This window comes from Leifsonia aquatica H1aii, assembly GCF_000633535.1.
Classification (GTDB): domain Bacteria; phylum Actinomycetota; class Actinomycetes; order Actinomycetales; family Microbacteriaceae; genus Leifsonia; species Leifsonia aquatica_A.
Genome location: NZ_AYMR01000001.1, coordinates 66829 through 86182, shown reverse-complemented (window position 1 = coordinate 86182; position 19354 = coordinate 66829). Strand labels below are relative to the sequence as shown.

Genomic DNA, 19354 nt, shown 5'->3' with positions numbered 1-19354 from the left:
GGTGGATTCGTGAACGAACCCGCCTCCCGCCTCGCCGGTCCCGTCCGCGTCGTCGGTGCGGGGCTGCTCGGCGCCTCCGTCGGTCTCGGGCTGCGTGCCCGCGGCGTCGACGTGCTGCTCGCCGACGCCTCGCCCGCCCACCTGCGGCTGGCCGCGGACTATGGGGCCGGGCGTGCGGACGACGGGGGAGTTCAGCCCGCGCTGATCGTCGTGGCGGTGCCCCCGGACCTCGTGGCGCGGGTCGTCGCGGACGAGCTCGCCGCGCATCCCGCGGCCGTCGTCACCGACGTCGCCAGCGTGAAGGTGGCGCCGCTGGCCGAGCTGGAGGAGTCGGGCTCCGACCTGTCGCGGTACGTCGGCTCGCATCCCCTCGCCGGTCGCGAGCGCGGAGGGCCCAGTGCGGCTCGCGCCGACCTCTTCATCGGTCGCCCCTGGGTGGTGGCCGCGCGGCCGGAGAACCCGCGCGACGCGGTGAACCTGGTGGAGGCGCTCATCCTCGACCTCGGCGCGACTCCCGTGGAGATGGCCGCCGCCGACCACGACGCGGCCGTCGCGCTCGTCTCCCACGCCCCGCAGATCGTGTCCAGCCTGATGGCGAAGCGGCTCGCGAACTCCACGGACGCCGCCCTCGGGCTGGCCGGCCAGGGGGTGCGCGACGTCACGCGGATCGCCGCCAGCGAGCCCGAACTGTGGGTGCAGATCCTCGGCGCGAACGCTCCGGCGATCGTCGAGATCCTGCACGCGTACCGCGACGACCTCGACCGGGTGCTCGCCGCTCTCGGCGACGTCGACGCGTCGGGCTCGCGGCGCGCCCTCGCGGAGGAGATCGCCGGCGGCAACCTCGGCGTCTCGCGGCTGCCCGGCAAGCACGGGCAGGACAAGCGCTACAGCTCCGTCGTGGTGATGGTGGAGGACCGCCCCGGCGAGCTCGCACGCCTGCTGAACGAGCTGGGCGACCTCGACGTCAACCTGGAGGATCTGCGGCTGGAGCACTCGCCGGGCGCCGCGTTCGGCCTCGCCGAGATCGCCGTGCTGCCCGAGGTGCTGACGCGCACCGTGAACGACCTGACCGACCGCGGCTGGAGGATCGCCGGATGACAGAGCACGCACAGACCCCGATCGTGGTGGCCGTCGACGGCCCCGCCGGCAGCGGGAAGTCGTCCATCTCGAAGGCGACCGCACGCCGGCTCGGCTGGGCCTACCTCGACACCGGGGCCGCGTACCGCGCGCTCAGCTGGTACGTGGTGCAGCGGGAGGTCGACCCCACCGACGCGGAGGCCGTGATCGACACCCTCCCGGACTTCGACTACCGGATCGGCACCGACCCGAGCGGCACGGATCCGGCGGAGACGGGCGTCTTCGTCGGCGACCACGACGTGACCGACGCGATCCGCGAGCCGGACGTGACCGCGGTCGTGAGCGCGATCGCCCGGGTGCCCGAGGTGCGCGCGTTCCTCACCGCGCTGTTCCGCGACATCGTGCGCCGCACCGCCAAGCCGGGCATCGTCGTCGAGGGCAGGGACATCACGACGGTGGTCTGCCCGGACGCCCCCGTGCGCATCCTGCTCACCGCCGACGAATCCGTTAGAATTGCCAGACGTTCTGCTGAGCTGACCGGCCATTCCGCCGCTCACGTCGGCGAAGCGCTGCTCCGAAGGGACGCGGCCGACTCCCGGGTCGTCGACTTCATGAACGCCGCGGACGGTGTGACCACCGTCGACTCCACCGACCTCGACTTCGACCAGACCGTGGATGCGGTCATCCAGGTCGTACAGAAAGAGACCCATGTCTGACATCGAAAACGAGCCCAACGGCGACGACGACCTCGTCGAGCGCCTGGCCGAGCTCGACGACGGCCTCGCCGTCAAGCGGGCCGCCGCGCTGCGCAGCGGACTCGACGACTACGAGCTCGACGAGAGCGACCTCGACATCCTCGAGACCATCACCGAGGACCCGGACGCGATCACCTATCTCCCGGCCCTGCCGGTGCTCGCGATCGTGGGCCGCCCGAACGTGGGCAAGTCCGCGCTCGTCAACCGCATCCTCGGCCGTCGTGAGGCGGTCGTGGAGGACACCCCCGGCGTCACCCGCGACCGGGTGTCGTACCAGGCGGAGTGGAACGGCCGCCGCTTCACCCTCGTCGACACCGGCGGCTGGGAGCCCGACGCCCGTGGGATCGACGCCTCGGTGGCCGCGCAGGCGGAGGTCGCGATCGATCTCGCCGACGCCGTGCTGTTCGTCGTGGACGCCGTGGTCGGAGCGACGGCGACCGACGAGCACGTCGTGCGGATGCTGCGCAAGACCGACAAGCCCGTCTTCCTCGCCGCCAACAAGGTGGACGATGCACGCCAGGAGCCCTACGCGACCGAGCTGTGGTCGCTGGGCCTCGGCGAGCCCCGCCCGGTCTCCGCGCTGCACGGACGCGGCGTCGCCGACCTGCTCGACGACGTTCTGAAGGCGCTGCCCGAGGTCTCGGCCGTCGCCAAGCAGGAGGTCGGCGGGCCGCGTCGCGTCGCGATCGTCGGTCGTCCGAACGTGGGCAAGTCGTCCCTGCTGAACAAGGCGGCGGGCGAGGAGCGCGTGGTCGTCAACGAGCTCGCGGGCACGACCCGCGACCCGGTCGACGAGCAGGTCGAGCTGGGCGGCAAGGTGTGGCGCTTCGTCGACACCGCCGGTATCCGCCGTCGTGTGCACCTGCAGCAGGGCGCCGACTTCTACGCCTCGCTGCGCACCTCCACCGCCGTGGAGAAGGCGGAGGTCGCCGTCGTCGTGCTCGACGTCAGCCAGCCCATCAGCGAGCAGGACGTGCGCATCATCGACCTCGTGCTCGAGTCGGGGCGCGCCCTCGTGCTGGCCTTCAACAAGTGGGACCTGCTCGACGACGAGCGCCGCCGCTACCTGGAGCGCGAGATCGAGCAGGATCTCGCCCACGTCTCCTGGGCGCCGCGCGTCAACATCTCCGCCCGCACCGGCCGGCACCTGGAGAAGCTGGTCCCCGCCCTGGAGCTGGCGCTCGAGTCGTGGGACACCCGCATCCCGACCGGCAAGTTCAACGCCTTCCTGGCCGAGCTCACCGCGGCCCACCCGCACCCGGTGCGCGGAGGCAAGCAGCCGCGCATCCTGTTCGGAACGCAGGCGACCAGCCGCCCGCCGACATTCGTGGTGTTCACCACCGGGTTCCTCGACCCGGGCTACCGGCGCTACATCATCCGACGGCTGCGCGAGGTCTACGGGTTCGAGGGCACGCCCATCGTGCTCAACATGCGCGTGCGCGAGAAGCGTCAGCGCTAGGCGCGCACCCGAACCACCGCCGAGAGGCACCCGCCGAGGTTCACGTCGTCGTCGCCATTCCGCCGGAATGGCCGCGACGACGTGAACCTCGGCGGCGTTTGGGCGCGGTCAGGCGAGGAGGCGCACCAGGCTCTCGGCGAGGACGCGGTCGACCGCGTCCGGGACCGGCTCTGCCCCGGTGAACGCCGTCTCGCCCGCGGCGATCGCCGCCAGGCTGCGCGCCTGCAGAGCCAGACCGAGATCCATCGCCTGGATCGGGTTGCCGCCGGCCGCGGTCAGGTTGATCATCCGGGTCGTGTGCAGCACGACGATCTCCCGCCCGTCGTGCAGGCGGTGCAGCACGCGCGCGTCCGCATCGCCCGCGGCGGGGGAGAGCGCGACGGTCTCGCGGGTCGCCCGCGCGAACGCCTCGTGGTCGAGTTCGAGGCCTTCGTGGCCCACACCCGCGACGATGGCGCCGTCGCGCAGCGCGGCGATCCCGCGCTCGTCCACGACGCCCCGGGCCCCGGTCGCCAAGAACACGAGGTCGTTCTCCGCCAGGAGCTCGTTCAGCGGACGCACCTGGTGCCCGCGCATCAGCGCGTCCAGCTGCCGGAACGGGTCGAGGTCGGCGACCGTGACGGTCGCGCCGAGCTGCCGCAGGGTGTCCGCAACGCCCTTGCCGCACGGGCCGTAGCCGACGACACCGGCGCGGGCGCCCGGCAGCATCAGGTTGGTGGCGTTCATGAAGCCCTGCACGATGCTCTGGCCGACGCCGAACTCGTTCTCGACCAGGAGCTTCAGCCGGCTGTCGTTGATGACGATCACCGGGAAGTCTGGCTGCTCCTCGGCGGAGCGTATGCGCAGACCGCCGGTCGTCGTCTCCTCCGTCGCGCCGCGGAAGCCGGGGGAGCGGGGCGCGCCCGCCGTCAGCTTCAGGATCAGATCGCCGCCGTTGTCGAGCACCAGCTGCGGTTCGCGGCGGAGGATCTCGTCGAGGTGGGCGTCGCGCTCGACGGCGGTGTCGGCGCGCGAGCCGAGCACCTCCACCCCGGCGGCACGGAGGGCGTCGACGGTCGGCTGCTGCGTCGTCCCGACGTTGCCGGTGATGACGACTTCGGCTCCCGCGTGCACCAGGTACTGGCAGAGCACGGCCGTCTTCGGCTCGACGTGGATGGTGACACCGAGCCGCAGTCCGGCGAAGGCCGACCCGACGGCGTCGAAGGTGTCGGCCAGCAGCGGCATGCGGCGGGCGGCCCAGGCGATCTCGGGGTGGGCGAGCCGCGGGCGGCCGGTGATCGGCGTGGCGTCGATCGGTGTGGCGGCGGACGGCGTGGTGGCGGATGGCGTAGTGGACATGGGGACTCCGTTCATGAGGATCGCGCGCGCAACGCGGGGACGCGTGCGGCGCGGAAAAAGGGGATGCGGGAACGGAGTCGGCTAGGGATGCATCTCACGGCGCGACTCGTCGCTCCCGTACAGCGGGAGGCGACGCGCGGACGCGGTGATCGAGCGGGCCATGCCGCCATCTTAGCCGCCGCATCCCGTCGCGACGGTGGCGGCCGCACACCGCGCCGGGCCGGTCGCGTGCACGATCACGATGCCCTCGCGGCCGGGCGCGTCAAGCAGACACGCGGTACCGCATCCTGAGAGAAAGGATGACGAGTCACCCCCAGATCGGGGGCGACCATGTTGGGGGTATTTGTCCCCCACGGTGTCCTCACTAATGTGGACACCCGAGAGCTACCCGACCGCGCCGACCCGAAGGTGCGGGCTCTCACTTATAAGGACGCATACCCGACCATGAGTTCTGCAACGTCATACTCCCCTGCCCGAAAGCGCCAGCTCGGCTCCGAGAAGCGCACGACACCGCTCCCGACGGTCCACCCGCGGCCGTCCGACCGCAAGGTCACCTGGAGCCGCGTGGCCATCGTCCTGACGATCGTCTTCTGGGCGATCTACGTGGTGACCACGATCATCCGCCAGTTCCTGGTGCTCGGCACGCAGGACTTCCGCTTCACGATGGAGGCGATCGGCTACACGGTCGTCGTCACCTTCCTCACCTTCTCGGCGCTGATGTACCTGGTCGCCCGACAGGGAGCCCTCCAGCGGTTCCAGAAGCACGTGCGCGTTCCCCGCGCCGAGCTCGACCGCCACTTCTCGGAGAACCAGCCGACCATCACCGTGCTCGTCCCCTCCTATGCGGAGGAGCCGGAGGTCGTGCGCATGACCCTCCTCTCCGCCGCGCTGCAGGAGTTCCCGTCGAAGCGGGTCGTGCTGCTGCTGGACGACAACCCCAACCCGACCGACCCGACCGTGCTGGAGCGCCTCGAGGCCACCCGCGACCTCGCCCGCAGCATCAGCGACCAGCTGTCGGAGCCGCGCTTCCGCTTCACCGACGCGCTGCTGCGCTTCGAACTCGCCGACGGCAGCGCGTTCGCCTCCGGGGACGACGCCCGCGAACTGGCCGGCCACTACGCGTGGGCCGCCCAGTGGCTGTACGCCCAGGCCGACGCCCACAGCATCGACGACCACGTGGACGTGTTCTTCGCCGACCAGGTGCTGCGCGCCCTCGGCGACGACCTCGCCCTGACGGGGGAGGCCGTGCTCGCCGCGATCGACGAAGGCGCCTCGCTCTCCACCGACCGTGTGGCCCAGCTGTACCGCCGGCTCACCTGGACGTTCGACGCCGAGCTCGCCGTGTTCGAGCGCAAGCAGTGGGCCTCCCTCTCGCACGAGGCCAACAAGGCGATGAACCTGAACGCCTACATCGGCCTGATGGGCGGCGTCTACCGCGCCGAGGAGACCCCGGACGGTCCCATCCTGAACCCCGTCCCGGCCGGCCAGCGCCGACCGGGCGACATCGAGATCCCGGACAGCGACTTCCTGCTCACGCTCGACGCCGACTCGATCCTGCTGCGCGAGTACTGCCTGCGCCTGACCTACTTCCTGCAGCAGCCGGACAACGCCCGGGTCGCGGTCACCCAGACCCCGTACTCGTCGTTCCGCGGCGCCGGCACCCGCATCGAGCGCCTCGCCGGTGCGACCACGGACATCCAGCACATCCTGCACCAGGGCAAGTCGTACTACGGCGCGACCTTCTGGGTGGGCGCGAACGCGGTCATCCGCAAGCGTGCGCTGGAGGACATCGTCGAGACCGAGTTCGTCGGCGGCTTCGAGGTGCGTCGGTACATCCAGGACCGCACCGTCATCGAGGACACCGAGTCGAGCATCGACCTCGGCACCCACGGCTGGACCCTGCAGAACTACCCGGAGCGCCTGAGCTACTCGGCCACCCCGCCGGACTTCGGCTCCCTGATCGTGCAGCGTCGCCGCTGGGCGAACGGCGGTCTGCTCATCCTCCCGAAGCTGTGGCGTCAGGTGAAGGAGCGCAAGCGTCGCGGGGAGAACGTCTCGCGTCTGGAGCTGCTGCTGCGCGTGAACTACATGGCCTCGATCTGCTGGGCGAGCTTCGGTCTCGTCTTCCTGCTGGCCTACCCGTACGACGGCCGTCTGCTTAGCCCGATGGTGCTGCTCGCCGCGCTGCCGTACTTCATCAGCCAGGCCAGCGACCTCCGCTACTCCGGCTACAAGGCCACCGACATCTTCCGGATCTACGGCTTCAACCTGATCCTGCTGCCGGTGAACCTGGCCGGTGTGCTCAAGTCGATCCAGCAGTCGCTCAGCGGCAAGAAGATCCCGTTCGCCCGCACGCCGAAGGTCAAGAACCGCACCGCGTCGCCGCTGCTCTACGTGGTCGCGCCGCTGGCGATGGTCGCCTTCTCGCTGTTCACCCTGTGGCGCGACTGGAACGCGCAGAACTGGGGCAACGCCGCGTTCGCCGCGTTCAACGCCATCCTCGCCATCTGGGCGATCGTCTCCTACATCGGCATCGGCAACACCATCGTCGACATCTGGCTCGGCCTGACCAAGCCGCTGTATGTCGAGAAGGGCAAGAAGCGCGCGGCGGAGGCTCCCGCTCCTGCGACCGAGTCGATCGACTGGCGTTCGGTGCTCTACCACGGCCACTCCGGTGGTCAGGTGCCGCACCTGGAGCGCGCCGCCGGCGCCCCCAGCACGGTCGCCGCGAGCGCCGCGTCCACCGATAGCGCCGATTCCGAGAAGCAGGCCGCCTGATGGCTCGCGACACGAAGGCCGCCGACGCGGCCGCGATCGACCGCGCCCAGGCTCCGGAGTCGACCTCCGGCCGCCGTCTCGGCTTCTGGCGGGTCGTCGGTGCGACGCTCGTCCTCGCCCTGCTCGTCACCGGCGGCGTCGTCGGCTTCCAGTGGTGGAGCGCTCGCGCCGCCGTCGACTCGAAGCCGTGGTTCGCCTCCTATGTCGATGTGACCGCCACGCCGCGGTTCGCGTTCGAGAACATGGGCGCCACGGATTCGAAGGACGCCGTGCTCTCGTTCATCGTCTCGTCGAAGGAGCAGGCGTGCACCCCCTCGTGGGGCGGCGCCTACACGCTCGACCAGGCCCGTTCCTCCCTCGACCTGGACCGCCGCATCGCGCGCCTCCAGCAGCAGGGCGGCACGGTCGCCGTCTCGTTCGGCGGCCTGAACAACGACGAGCTCGCCGTGAACTGCACGGATGAGTCCGCGCTGAAGAACGCGTACGCCTCCGTCGTCGACCGCTACAAGGTCGGCACCATCGATCTGGACCTCGAGGGCAACGGCCTGACGAACGCCGCCGCCGCCGATCGCCGGGCGTCCGCCATCGCCGACCTGCAGAAGGAGCGTCGCGCCGCCGGCAAGAGCCTCGCCGTGTGGCTGACCCTCCCGGTCGCCCCCAGCGGTCTCACCACGGACGGCACGAACGCCATCGCCGCCATGCTCAAGGCCAAGGTCGACATCGCCGGCGTGAACGTCATGACCATGGACTTCGGTCAGTCGAAGGACGCCAAGAAGTCGATGGCGCAGAACGCCCAGGCCGCCGTGACCGCCACCCAGCGCCAGCTCGGCGTGCTCTACGACCGGGCCGATCTGCACCAGAGCGACCCGAGCCTGTGGGCGAAGCTCGGCGCCACCCCGATGATCGGCCAGAACGACGCCGAGGACGAGGTGTTCACCCTCAAGGACGCCACCGCGTTCAACACCTGGGCCGTCTCGGAGGGCCTCGGCCGCATGTCCATGTGGTCCGCCAACCGTGACAAGACCTGCGGCTCGAACTACGTCGACACCTCGGTCGTCTCGGACGCCTGCTCCGGTGTGAACCAGGGCAAGCAGACCTTCGCCGGCATCCTCTCGAAGGGCTTCGACGGCCACATCTCTCTGGGGGAGTCGTCTGTCACGACCGCCGAGCCCACCAGCACTGCCGTCACCGACGACCCCGCCACCTCCCCCTACGCCATCTGGAGCCAGACCAGCTCGTACCTGAAGGGCACCAAGGTCGTCTGGCACCGCAACGTGTACGTCGCCAAGTGGTGGACCAAGGGTGACGTGCCCGACAACCCCGTGCTGAACCAGTGGGAGACCCCGTGGGAGCTCGTCGGCCCCGTGCTCCCCGGTGAGACGCCCATCCCGCAGCCGACCCTCCCGGCCGGCACCTACCCCGAGTGGGCGGGCACCACGGCGTATGACAAGGGCCAGCGCGTCCTCTTCGACGGCGTCCCCTTCGAGGCCAAGTGGTGGACCCAGGGCGACAGCCCCGAGGCCGCCAGCTCCGATCCCGACTCGTCCCCCTGGACCCCGCTCACCCAGGACGAGATCGATCAGATCATCGGCGGTTCGTCCGCCGGTTGAGACTCGGCGGCGGGATGCAGACCCCCTGCTCGCATCCCGTCGCCGACCCAGACTGGACACATCCGCTGCGGGGCGGAGGTTCCAGGCGTCATGACGCGCCGGCTTCGTCGGGAAGCCACCAGCGCGCGTCCGACGCCGTGTCGGCGGGGCCGTCGAGGCTCCTTCGGGTTGGTGCACGACGCACCCCCGCCGACACGCTAAGATAGTGGAGTTGCCTCGCTCGGCGCCTTGTGCCCGGGTGGGGGAGCAACGGGCTGTGGCGCAGCTTGGTAGCGCACTTGACTGGGGGATAAGTTCGATAGCCCTTGGCTCAGTCCGAAACAACTTAACAACGGGATGTGGCGCAGCTTGGTAGCGCACCTGACTGGGGGTCAGGGGGTCGCAGGTTCAAATCCTGTCATCCCGACAGAAAAGCCCTGATGAGAATCGATTTCTCGTCAGGGCTTTTTTCGTTTTCGATGACTTCCGCTTGAGCTCGTCACGGGGCCTGGGTCGGGTCCAAGGGCCCTCGTCTGGCAGCGGGTTGACATCGGCGCGAAGGAAGTTGGTGGGCCAAAAAGTGGAAATCTAGTGGACCAATTTCCGGGCAGTGCCATGCCCCGCCTCCTCGCGGAGCCGGGTGAGCACGACGGGTCAGAGCTGTGGCGCGGGTCGTCGAGGAGTCTCCTTCCTGTGCTGCTGAGCCGGGCTAGCGAGGAACTGGTTCGCGAGTCTCGCGGCCTCACTCAGATGCCGATGGTCCGGATGTAGATATCCCTTGGTCGCCTCGATCGAGGCATGCCCGAGGATGCGTTGCAGGACGTGCAACGGGACACCTGAATCGGCGAGCCAGGTCGCGCCCGTGTGCCGGAGCCCGTGCCGTTTGAGGTTCTCGAGCCCGAGAGCCGTGACGAGCTCATCCCACTTGGTCGCGTCCCGCACCGTCGCGGTCGTGAGCACTCCTCCCCGCGGGCCCCGGAGCAGTGGGGCCTCGGGAAGCCTGCTGGCGGTGAGGCGGACGAGGATCGGTTCGAGCGCGTCGAGGATTGGCACGTAACGGGTGGTGCGACCTTTCGTTTCCTTCGTGACCAGTCCTCCTTTGCCGGGGTAGGTCTGCCGTGCGATCGTCACGATCCGGTTGCTCCAGTCGATGTCTCCGACTTGGAGGCCGGCGACCTCTGACCCGCGAGCGGAAAGCAACGCGCAGAGCATGACGTGATCGGAATAGCTCTGATGCACTTCCGCGCACGCGTCTGCAAGCTGGTTCAGGGTGTCGAGGTCCGGGATCGCGAAGGCCCGGAATCCGCCTGTCTGGCGTTTGTCGTCCTTGCCATAGGTGCGACGCGCTCGGGTTCTCGCGGGATTGGACGGGATCACTTCATCGCGCACGGCGACATCGAGAACTCGCACCAAGGGCGCGATGCTGTTCTTCACGGTCGATGGTCCGTACTCGGCCTCCCACCGGTCGATGGTGCGGTCGATGAGGCCGGTGCTGATCCTGCTGACCTTCAGGTGCCCGAGCGCGGGCAGGACGCGGAGCCGGAGGCCGGCGTCGTAGCCGTCGACGGTGGAGGTTGGATCGAGCCCGCGCTGCCAACGGTCGCCGATGGAATCGACGTACTCCTTGAGCGTGATGAGCATGTCCGCGCCGGTCTCGGTGGACTGGCGCATCTTCTCGAAGAACGCCTCCGCCTCCTCCTGGGTGGTGACGAACTCGGACCGGCTGGGGCGCTTCTTCGTGTGCGGATCGGTCCACCGCACCCGGGCGAGTAGTCCACTCCCGCGACTCTCGGTGCTCTCGGTGAGCTTCACGCCGAGCGGCGGCATTTGATGCTTGCGAGGGTCAGCCATGCTCCGCCTCGCGTTCAAGCACCCAGGCGCGCACCGTCGGCGGGTTGTAGCGGGCGACCGCACCGATCTGCACGAATGGGGGCCCCTCCCGCTGGCTGCGCCAGCGGGAAAGTGTGGCCGGGGAGACGTTCAGGAACTCGGCGGCTTCGCGCGAGTTCCAGAGTGGTTCGACGGCATCAGTCGTCACGGACATGATCGGCTGACCATCGTGCGTGGAGGAATTCGTCCTCGATCTCCTGACGCGCCTGTACATCCGCGGCCACGAAGCTGATGAAGTCCTCCGCGCGATCCGAGATCGTCTCGTCCTCGATCGGCCCCTGCGGGTCTTCCCCCGGCCAAATGGTCTGGCGTGTCGGACGGTCGCGGTCGATCCGGGTGCCGCAGGTTGCGACCCATTCGCGGAGTCGATCGCGGGCGGCCGCGAAGTCGGTGTGCCAGGCGATCGGCCCGGATGCTGATTGGTCGGGGTCGTAGCTCGCGATCCAGTGCAGATGCAGAGCCGAGAGCTCCCACACCAGCTCTGGGTGCCGATGCCAGAACGGCGGCACGACCGACGCCGGTAGGCCGTAGGTGCGGCGGAGCCAGTCAACCCATTGGTTCAGCGCCAGCCATTCCGCCTCGGCGTCGCCCGAGGAGAGGAGATTCCAGTTGATCGGGCGCGGCGGCTCCGGGAGCGCGGTGCCGGCCATGAGCTGGTCGTACAGGTCGTCTTCTTCGATCTCGGGCTCGAACTCGGCCTCGGGCTTATCGCTGGGCACCGGAGGCGGCGCGGTGTCGCTCATGCGGGTCACCGTCCCAGCGCCATCGCAGTCGGGGCACGGACCTCGACCGCCGCCGACGGGGACGATGCGGGCAGCGATGGTGCAGCGTCGACGGGGCGAGGGCTCCGCGTGACCGTGTAGCGCGGATGCGAGGTGTCGAAGAGAAGCTTGTCGGCGCGGAACTGAAGCTGTTCGACGCTCTCTCCACGACGCTCGAACGTCCGAGAGTGGAACTCGCCGATCGCGATCACATCGTCGCCCTCGGTGAACAGCTCGAAGGTGGTCTCGGCTCGGGCGCCCACGACGGTAAGTCCGACGTAGGCGGTGCCCGTGAGTGTGAACGTGCCATCGTCCTGACGCTGAAATTGCTTCTGCCCGAGTTGGGTTATGAATAGCAGTAGCCAGTTCTGCAGCCTCTTCAGCTGCGGGGTGCGGGCGAGATACCCGGCCACTGAGGTCTTGGATCGCATATCCATCGCATTTCTCCTGCCTGCACCGCGCCGGTCGCGGCCTTACTCCGTAGGTGCGCCGCTGTCACCTGTGGGGAGGTGGTAGTGCAGCTGCGATTCGACCTCGGCGCGGTCCGCGACGAGTTGTGCGCTGTCTAGCCGCTCGGTCCAGCGGCGAAGCCGCGTCACGATCGGGGGCGCTGCACGGAGCAGCACGAGGCCGGTGCCGAAAGCGAGTCGGCGGATCGTGTCGGGCGGCATGATCGGCACTCGGCGGATGGAGCGCTGCACGGAGCGTGAGCCATGGTCGCCGACGGTCGTGGAGTCGGTGATCTCGTCTCGTTCACCGATGAGGGTGGAGAGGTCTTGGAGGTCGCGGCTGTTGGAGGCGCCGCCGAGGATGATCTTCACGATCGCGGCGTCCCAGATCGCATGCGCCGCATTCTCGGACCATTGTTCGCGGGCTTGGGCGAGAGATTGTAGGACGGGCATGGTCGTGATCCCGGTGCCGCCGCCTTCAGCCATGAGCGTCGGCAACGACGGCAGTGGGGACAGGTTCGCGACCTCGTCGAGCGCGAGCAGCAACGGCGGGTCGAGCCGAGCGCCTGGACTGCGCGCTGCGAGCCGGCGCGCAGCCTCGACGACGTCTTCGATGAGCGCCGCCACCAGGGGCGCACTGTTGTTCGCCCCCGCAGCGGTCGCGAGGAGGTACAGCGTGCCGCGCTGCTCCAGAAACCTCTGCGGGTCGAACACCTCGCCCGGGGTGGGTGTCACGGCGTCGAGGACTCGCGGGTCTGCGAGAGCGGCGAGGGCGAGGGAGACGCCTTGCCAGATCGAGTCCCGGGTACGCGGGTCGGCGTCGATCATCGCCTGGAGCGCTTCGGCCCATCCTCCGGCCGCCATCGGGTGCGCGGTGAGGATCGATACGGCGTCTCCCGCGGCAGCGGGGTCGAGCGTCCAGCGTAACAGGTCGGCTGGCTGTCGATGGTCGAGGGCGGCGGCGTGGAGGAGGCATTGGAGGGCAACTCGGGTTTTCGCTTCCCAGAAGTCGCCGCCTTCGACGCCGCCTTTCCCGAGCCCGGTCGCGGACGCGAGTCCGGACGCGCGGATCATCGCGGTCAGCGGGTCCGCGCAGCCGCGGACGGGCGACCAGCGTAGCCCTGCCGGGATGCCGTCGGCGAGGTGCTGCGGGTCGAACACCGCGACCGGCCCGACCTTTTGACGGGCACGGATCGTCGCGGTGACATTGTCGGGTCGGGTGCTGGTGGTGATGACCGCACCGGGGGCGTTGAGGATCGTGTTGATGACAATGTGGACGCCTTTCCCTGAGCGAGGCGGCCCGATCAGCAGGATCGAGTCCTCGACCGACGCCCATACCTCAACCCCGCGAGAGATCCCGATGCGATAGCCGACATCTGCCGGCTCCGGATGGTTGAGGGAGGGGCGCAGGTTTCCTGCCCGGGCGAGGAGTGCCCGCGCCGAGCCGGCATGTGCGACTTCGGTGCGGGTCGCGATCCCGGCGATCCGGTATGGGTCCATCGCCTGCCGCCGCGAGTGATAGGGGAGCAGGATCCAGACCCGCCAGGCAGCGGCCGCGGCGCCGAGGATCATCATCCCGGCGATCAGCCAGTACACGACTGGGTTGAGGCCGGGAGCGTTGAGCGCACCAGCGGGATCGCCCGGCCGCAATAACACTCCGGCGCCGGCGCCGAGCCCGGCTGTCGGTTGTGGAATACCGGTGACCAGCGCGGCGATGCTTCCCGCGGCACGGAGGAGCACGGCGATCACGCCAAGGCAGGCGAGGAGCACGAGGGCGGCGTTGGTGAGTTCGTCGCCAAGCGTCCCGGTCGGACGGATCGGACTGCTCATCGCGGTTGACCGATGCAGATGGTGCCGGAGATCCGGCCGAGCAGGATCACTTCTCGTGTCGGCGCGTGATCGAGGTAGCGGGCATCGATCAGCGCGCGGGAGATCCCGTCCGGACTGGTCTCGGTGTGTGCGATCACGATCGCCACGGCCACGTCCTCACCAGGAACGAATCCGGAACCGGCGAACTCCGCCAGTCTCGGCCGCACCGGCTCAGGCTGGGGGTGGGATATCTCGACGGTCTGATTGACGTGTTGCATCGCCGGCACGGGAGTTGGCGCTGGGGCGGGTGCAGTGCGGCGCGGTCTGGGCGGGACGCGGTAGTCGGTGATGACCCTGCCGTCGGTTTCGACCACGTCGATGCGGAGTATCTGCCCGGGCCGCCCATCGCTGATCGCGTCGACGATGTGTGGGAAGGAAGCGCGCTGCCACGGTGGTGCGAACTCCGCCGGAAGATACGGGGCGCCATCGACGGTGACGTGCAAGGTTCCGTCGTCCTGGACGACCACTCGTACCATCACCACCATGGGGGCAGTGGTTTCCGCGCGGGCGCGCTTGGACATACGGTTCTCCTTCGAGCTCACGGTGGGTCTCCCGCCGCACGGTCACGGGCGAGGTGGCAGGGGTGGTTCAGAGGGCGGCGCGGTGAGCGGTCTTGCCGGTATCCGGTGCCGCACGGCGGGCGACTTCCTGGATGGCGGTGCTGAGGAATGACGGCGGGGCGGGGTCGAGGAGTCCGGCGATGTCGCGGGCGTGGGTGATGACATCGGCGAGGCCTTCTCGCAGCAGCCGGTGGCAGCCGGATGATGCGGCGGAGGTTATGGGACCAGGGATAGTGCCGACGGGGCGTCCGAGCTCGATCGCCCGGGCGGCGACGAGCAGCGACCCGGACCGGTATCCGGCCTCGGGGATGATGCTCGCGCCGCCGAGGGCTGCGAGGAGGCGGGCGCGGGCGATGAAGCGCCACTTGGTCGGCGCCGTTTCCGGTGGCGTCTCGCTGATCTGGACGCCGCCGGCACTGATGATGTCTCCGAACAGTTCCGCGTGCCCGGATGGGTAGGGGCGGTCCAGGCTGCCGGCGAGGACGGCGATTGTGGATGCGGGGCGGATCGCGAGGGCGGCACGGTGCGCGGTGGCATCGATGCCGTATGCGCCGCCTGCGACAACGATTCTCGGCTCCCGCAAGAGATCTGCGACGAGCTCCCGCGTGACGTGTTCCCCATACGAGGAGGAAGCTCGTGCCCCGGTGAACGTCGCCCGTGACGACAGTGAGGAGGTGAGCAGCTCGGGGTTCCCCTTTGCCCACAGCATCACCGGGGCGCGGTCGCCGAGATCCGCGAACGATGCGGGCCACCCCGCTCGGCCGGGCGTGAGGACGCGGAGCTCGTGCCGGTCGGTGAGGCGGGCTACCTGGTCGCCGAGCCCATCGATCAGCCGAGCCGCGGTCGCCTTTCGCCACTGCGTTCCCAGCACCGGATCGACCTGTGCAGGTAACGGGATGCGGGGGTTTCGGAGCAGTGCGAGCGTCTCGGACGGGCCGATGATCCGGAGCAGTTGCCCAGTGACGGGGTGCCCGGGTTCGGTGAGCGAGGCGATCTCCATCCGCGCCCGCGCGTCGTCGTTGTCCTGCATGATCTCTGCCCTCCCTGAAGTTGTTGCTCGGGGGGCAGGTGCGCAGGGCGGGCATGCGAGAACGGACGGAACCGCGCGGCCCCTCTGGGGGAAGGGGGCTGCGGTTCCGCCCGTCGTATTGGGGTGCGCTATTCCTTGATCAGGTCATCGATGCTGGCGTCCTCCTCGCTGATTTAGCCGTTGCGTTCCCGGTAGAGCGCAAGCTTGCGCCCGATCCAGATCGTGCCGCCTGTCGCGAGGAGCGCGGCCGCGATCCCACCCCAGACGAGGCTCATCCACCCGTCACTGCCCGTCTGTGCGAGGCTTGTCGGCGGTTTCGGCAGCGGAGGCTGCGGGGTCGGCGGGGTGGTCGGGGTGCCTGGCGGGCGCTCGGTGACCACGGTCGTCTCACCCGGCGCACCGCACGTCCCAGCGGCGAGCACCTTCCCGCCCTGGTCGTACAGGGTCTCGACCCAGTACACGTTTCCCGGCTTGTCCACTGTCGTCGTCCCGGAGCGGTAGTGGCCGGCCTGCGTGACCGGAACCTTCGCCGAGGAGAAGAATGGCGCCTCGCACACCGGATCTTCGCCTGCGGGCTGGGGCCCGTAGGCGCGGAACACCAGGTAGGCGCCCTTCGGGATGTCCGTGCCCTGCACAAGCGCGGTGTCTGAGAATGGGTCGCCGACGAACGCGGACTCCTGCGCTTGCGTCACCACGGACACCGGCTGCTCGACACCGGGGACGAAGAAGCGCTCCCAGATATCCGCCGGTGAACTCACGAACGGCTGCACCCGATCATCGCCCTCGAAGGCGGTGACGATCACGTAGAAGCCGGGCTTCGCAGGCCGGATTACATCCTCATCGGTGTAGCCGATGTCGAAGACCCCGTTCTTCGCGGGCGTCGTGACCGTCGTCAGCACCGGGGCATCCTCGAGCGGCATGTCCTCGGTCAGTTCCGTGTCGCTGGCGAAGGGGCCGTACACGGTGTGCGTCAACTCCTTCGCGTCCGGACCCCAGTAGCCGTCCCCGGTGAAGTCGGGATGGTTGTCGGGGAACCCGGTGACGGTGATGCGGTCGAACGCCCGCCCGCCCTTGTGCACGTTGTACTCGCGCACCTCCGACGTAATACTCACCGGCCACCGTACGGAGTGAGTCTCGACGTTGATGCCGTAGTCGTCGCGCCAGTCGGCGGCGAGGAACGGGCGCACCCATTCCGGCTGCGAGCTCTTCTTCACCTCCCATACCCACGTCACGAACCCCGCATCCGGCGACGTCACCGCGGGGGACGTGTACGTGCCGGGGCCTTCCGCGACGACCTGCACCGTCCCCACAGGAATCGCGTCGTCGGGGATATCTGCGCCCTGGGCGGGAGGGAGGCTGCCGGGCACTCGGTAGCCCGTGCCCTCGAACACGACCGGGATCGGGGCCCCGTTGTGCTTCAGCCACGCCCCGTTCGTCGAGGACACCGTGATCGTATCCGTGACCGCGTCTCCGGGCTTCACGAGACGCCCGTTCGCCGTCGACACCGCCTCGGGCTGGAACGGCGCCACGGAAGTTTCCGTGACCCTGCCGAATCGGTCGGTGAATGAGTCGGTGAGATACTTCGCGTTCTCACCCTGTTTCTGCTTGTCGATGCTCCACACCCACGTGTAGAACCCCGAGGCCGGGGCCACGAGCGCCCCCGGCGACACGTAGGTGCCGGGATGCGTGAGCGTCAGCGACTCGGTGCCGAGCACGGGTGCGCCGGCAGAGGGTGCGTTCGCTTCGGCCGGCTGCGCGTCGAACGGGCCGTACAGGGTGCCTTCGGCGAGCACGGGCACCGGGCTGCCGTTCACCTTGATCCAGGAGTGCTTCGTGACCGTCACCGCGATCTGATCGGTGAACGGAGTGCCGGCTTGCACGAACTTCGACGACACCTGTGTTTCGATGACCGGCTGGAAGTCCAACGGGATCACCGACGACTCGGCGGTCGCTGTCAGCGGTGCGAACGTCGCGGCGCCGAGGATGCGCTGCGCGCCCGGCGTGTAGAACAGGTCCACTCCGGCCCCGTACCCGACGGCGTCCGTCGTGATCGATGCAGCGATGCGGTACTCGGGCGCTCCCATCGGGGGAGTCCCAATCACTGGATAGTTCCCAACGCCGACGATCTTCGCAGCACCGCCGTCCTCGAAGGTCCCGCCCGTCAGCGTTACCTTCCCCGTCAGAGAAGCTGGCGTGCTGTGCACGGTCAGCACGCCGCGATACTGATCCGTCACCGCCACATCGATGTTGAGCGATGGGGCGATGAGGGCGTTGGGGGGAGCCGCGTGGCGCATCAGTGCGAGATTCGTGATCACCTGGTCGCGGGACCCGCCCGGGACGAGAGCAAAGAAGTGAGGATCGCCACCCCGACTCGAGTATGTCGGTGCGTCCGCGACCCACCAGACGTACAGCTGCACCGCTGCGGTCACCGTCGGATCCGCGGAATCACCCCAACGCCCCATCACGTAATTCAGCTCCGCAAGCTGCTGCCGAGAAAGACCATCCAACGCTGTCGTCAGCTCCGGCGCTTGCGTGCCGTCACCGGGCGGGGCCGCATCGAGATCCATGCAATACGCCTGCCGCCCATGCGAAACATACGCACCAATGAACGCCGGACCCTCACCGAACCCAGGCCCATGATCTGCAGCTTGAGCCGACGACGGAAAGAACAAGCTGCCGAGTAGCAGAAGCAGCGCAGTGCCAACTGCCACAACTTGAGCTGTGGCGCGGGCAGGGGGTGGCGAGGTATCCGGTGGAATGAGAGACGTGCTGGACATTCGCGAGGCCTTCCTGACGATGAACGGAAACCATCGCCAAGACGACGACGGCACCAGCCAGGTGCACCCGCGGTGTCGGTGGGCGCGTTACACGGTGCGCCAACCCTGGGCATCGAGGGCGCAGAAGACTGGACCTGAGTCCGTCACGAGATCAACGAGTCCGCGGGCTCGCGTGGGAATCCTCTCCGGTGCAGTGGGAAAAGTCTTGGGGTCGATGTTTAGGCCGAATCGATCTCGGAGGTTCGCAGGCAGCCCCTTGCTTGCCTCGGCAATGATGTCACGGGCTTCGATCACGAGTGCTGGGGTTGCTTGCGGGCGGTAGCGTTGGAACTTGGGTGGCACAGGCTCGGCAGGTCGTGAGTTCGCTTCGACAAGGCGTGCAGTCGTGTCGATGATCCACGCGTCCCCGGGATCGATCGGTCGTGGAATCGGGATTCTTTGTACAGCATCGATGGCGTCAATGTAGATGGCGAGTGAGATCCGCGACGCGTCTTCGTGGACGTTCACGTAGCGGAGAACGTTAACGTCATCGCCGCACGTGTCCGCAAGGTAGGCGTTGCCCGCGAAATCTGTGGGCTCGGTCTGGACGCCGGGCTCGATCACGCAGTCCTGACGTAGGCGGACACGATAGCGGAAGAACTGAGCGTCTGAATCGCCTTCGTCGGCGATGCGTCGGAATACGTTCTCGATAGCAGCCTCATACGTCCCCACATGAAGGGCTTTGGTTTGCTCCCTGTCGACCATGGTCTGGAGGGAAGCGGATCCGGGCCCGGCTGCGGCGAGCAAATGACGGGCCACTGGATCCAACTCGGCCATGGGATCGAAGTCGCGGTCCGGCCAGTCGGGGTGCGTCGAGGAGTGATACCAGAACAGGTCGCGCGTGACGTTTTCGTCGAGTGCGAGATCGTCCGGCGCTTCAGCGAACTCCGGGGGTTGCTCGCTCTGACAACCGGTGCCGCACGACATGCAGCTCTCACGGCCTTGGTCGAACCGTGAGAGCCAATCCGCGTCTGCATTCCATT

At 68.6% G+C, this 19354-nt stretch carries 15 protein-coding genes and 1 tRNA gene; 6 read left to right on the top strand and 10 right to left on the bottom strand.

Going from position 1 to position 19354, the window contains the following annotated elements; genetic code table 11:
• The first annotated feature begins 9 nt into the window (after positions 1-9).
• Genes U870_RS0100335 through der form a run of 3 tightly spaced genes read left to right on the top strand, consistent with a single transcriptional unit; the run spans position 10 to position 3291 of the window.
• Entirely contained in the window at positions 10-1098 is a 1089-nt protein-coding gene (locus tag U870_RS0100335; protein ID WP_025155427.1) for a prephenate dehydrogenase, read from the top strand.
• A complete protein-coding gene (gene cmk / locus U870_RS0100330; RefSeq protein WP_025155426.1) occupies positions 1095-1793 on the top strand; it encodes a (d)CMP kinase in 699 nt (232 codons plus the stop codon). Before U870_RS0100335 ends, cmk begins: the two co-directional genes overlap by 4 nt.
• Complete coding sequence (der, locus tag U870_RS0100325; protein ID WP_025155425.1) at positions 1786-3291, top strand: ribosome biogenesis GTPase Der; 1506 nt, start codon at positions 1786-1788, stop codon at positions 3289-3291. Before cmk ends, der begins: the two co-directional genes overlap by 8 nt.
• Before the next feature lie 108 nt (positions 3292-3399).
• Here the strand turns inward: der and U870_RS0100320 are convergent, their stop codons facing one another.
• Positions 3400-4629, bottom strand: coding sequence for an adenosylhomocysteinase (locus U870_RS0100320; RefSeq protein WP_025155424.1), 1230 nt, complete (start codon positions 4627-4629; stop codon positions 3400-3402).
• A gap of 444 nt (positions 4630-5073) precedes the next feature.
• Here U870_RS0100320 and U870_RS0100310 point away from each other — a divergent pair, with 444 nt between their 5' ends.
• From U870_RS0100310 to U870_RS0100300, 3 genes are all read left to right on the top strand, one after another.
• The gene (locus tag U870_RS0100310) at positions 5074-7407 is read left to right on the top strand and encodes a glycosyltransferase family 2 protein (protein WP_025155423.1); all 2334 of its coding nucleotides are present in this window, start codon (positions 5074-5076) and stop codon (positions 7405-7407) included.
• Positions 7407-9017, top strand: coding sequence for a chitinase (locus U870_RS0100305; protein WP_025155422.1), 1611 nt, complete (start codon positions 7407-7409; stop codon positions 9015-9017). Before U870_RS0100310 ends, U870_RS0100305 begins: the two co-directional genes overlap by 1 nt.
• A gap of 332 nt (positions 9018-9349) precedes the next feature.
• Positions 9350-9423, top strand: a tRNA-Pro gene (locus tag U870_RS0100300).
• A gap of 227 nt (positions 9424-9650) precedes the next feature.
• Here U870_RS0100300 and U870_RS0100295 read toward each other — a convergent pair.
• The 9 genes from U870_RS0100295 to U870_RS0100255 all read right to left on the bottom strand — a co-directional run bounded on the left by U870_RS0100295 (position 9651) and on the right by U870_RS0100255 (position 19298).
• Positions 9651-10865 (bottom strand): site-specific integrase, encoded by a 1215-nt coding sequence (locus tag U870_RS0100295; RefSeq protein WP_345816903.1) that lies wholly within the window; start codon positions 10863-10865, stop codon positions 9651-9653.
• Positions 10840-11040, bottom strand: coding sequence for a helix-turn-helix domain-containing protein (locus U870_RS0100290; RefSeq protein WP_025155622.1), 201 nt, complete (start codon positions 11038-11040; stop codon positions 10840-10842). Before U870_RS0100290 ends, U870_RS0100295 begins: the two co-directional genes overlap by 26 nt.
• Positions 11024-11629, bottom strand: coding sequence for a hypothetical protein (locus tag U870_RS0100285; RefSeq protein WP_025155420.1), 606 nt, complete (start codon positions 11627-11629; stop codon positions 11024-11026). Before U870_RS0100285 ends, U870_RS0100290 begins: the two co-directional genes overlap by 17 nt.
• A 5-nt stretch (positions 11630-11634) precedes the next feature.
• On the bottom strand, positions 11635-12078 hold the full coding sequence (locus tag U870_RS0100280) for a single-stranded DNA-binding protein (RefSeq protein WP_205288699.1): 444 nt from the start codon (positions 12076-12078) through the stop codon (positions 11635-11637).
• Between the two features lie 42 nt (positions 12079-12120).
• Positions 12121-13926, bottom strand: a complete 1806-nt coding sequence (locus tag U870_RS0100275; protein ID WP_025155418.1) for a TraM recognition domain-containing protein — start codon at positions 13924-13926, stop codon at positions 12121-12123.
• Positions 13923-14486, bottom strand: coding sequence for a hypothetical protein (locus U870_RS0100270; RefSeq protein WP_025155417.1), 564 nt, complete (start codon positions 14484-14486; stop codon positions 13923-13925). The genes U870_RS0100275 and U870_RS0100270 overlap by 4 nt, the downstream gene beginning before the upstream one ends.
• Before the next feature lie 67 nt (positions 14487-14553).
• Positions 14554-15555 (bottom strand): DNA-processing protein DprA, encoded by a 1002-nt coding sequence (locus U870_RS0100265; protein WP_025155416.1) that lies wholly within the window; start codon positions 15553-15555, stop codon positions 14554-14556.
• Positions 15556-15728: 173 nt separating this feature from the next.
• The gene (locus U870_RS0100260; RefSeq protein WP_240183596.1) at positions 15729-18386 is read right to left on the bottom strand and encodes a hypothetical protein; all 2658 of its coding nucleotides are present in this window, start codon (positions 18384-18386) and stop codon (positions 15729-15731) included.
• A gap of 33 nt (positions 18387-18419) precedes the next feature.
• A complete protein-coding gene (locus U870_RS0100255) occupies positions 18420-19298 on the bottom strand; it encodes a hypothetical protein (protein WP_052357481.1) in 879 nt (292 codons plus the stop codon).
• Positions 19299-19354 lie beyond the last annotated feature (56 nt).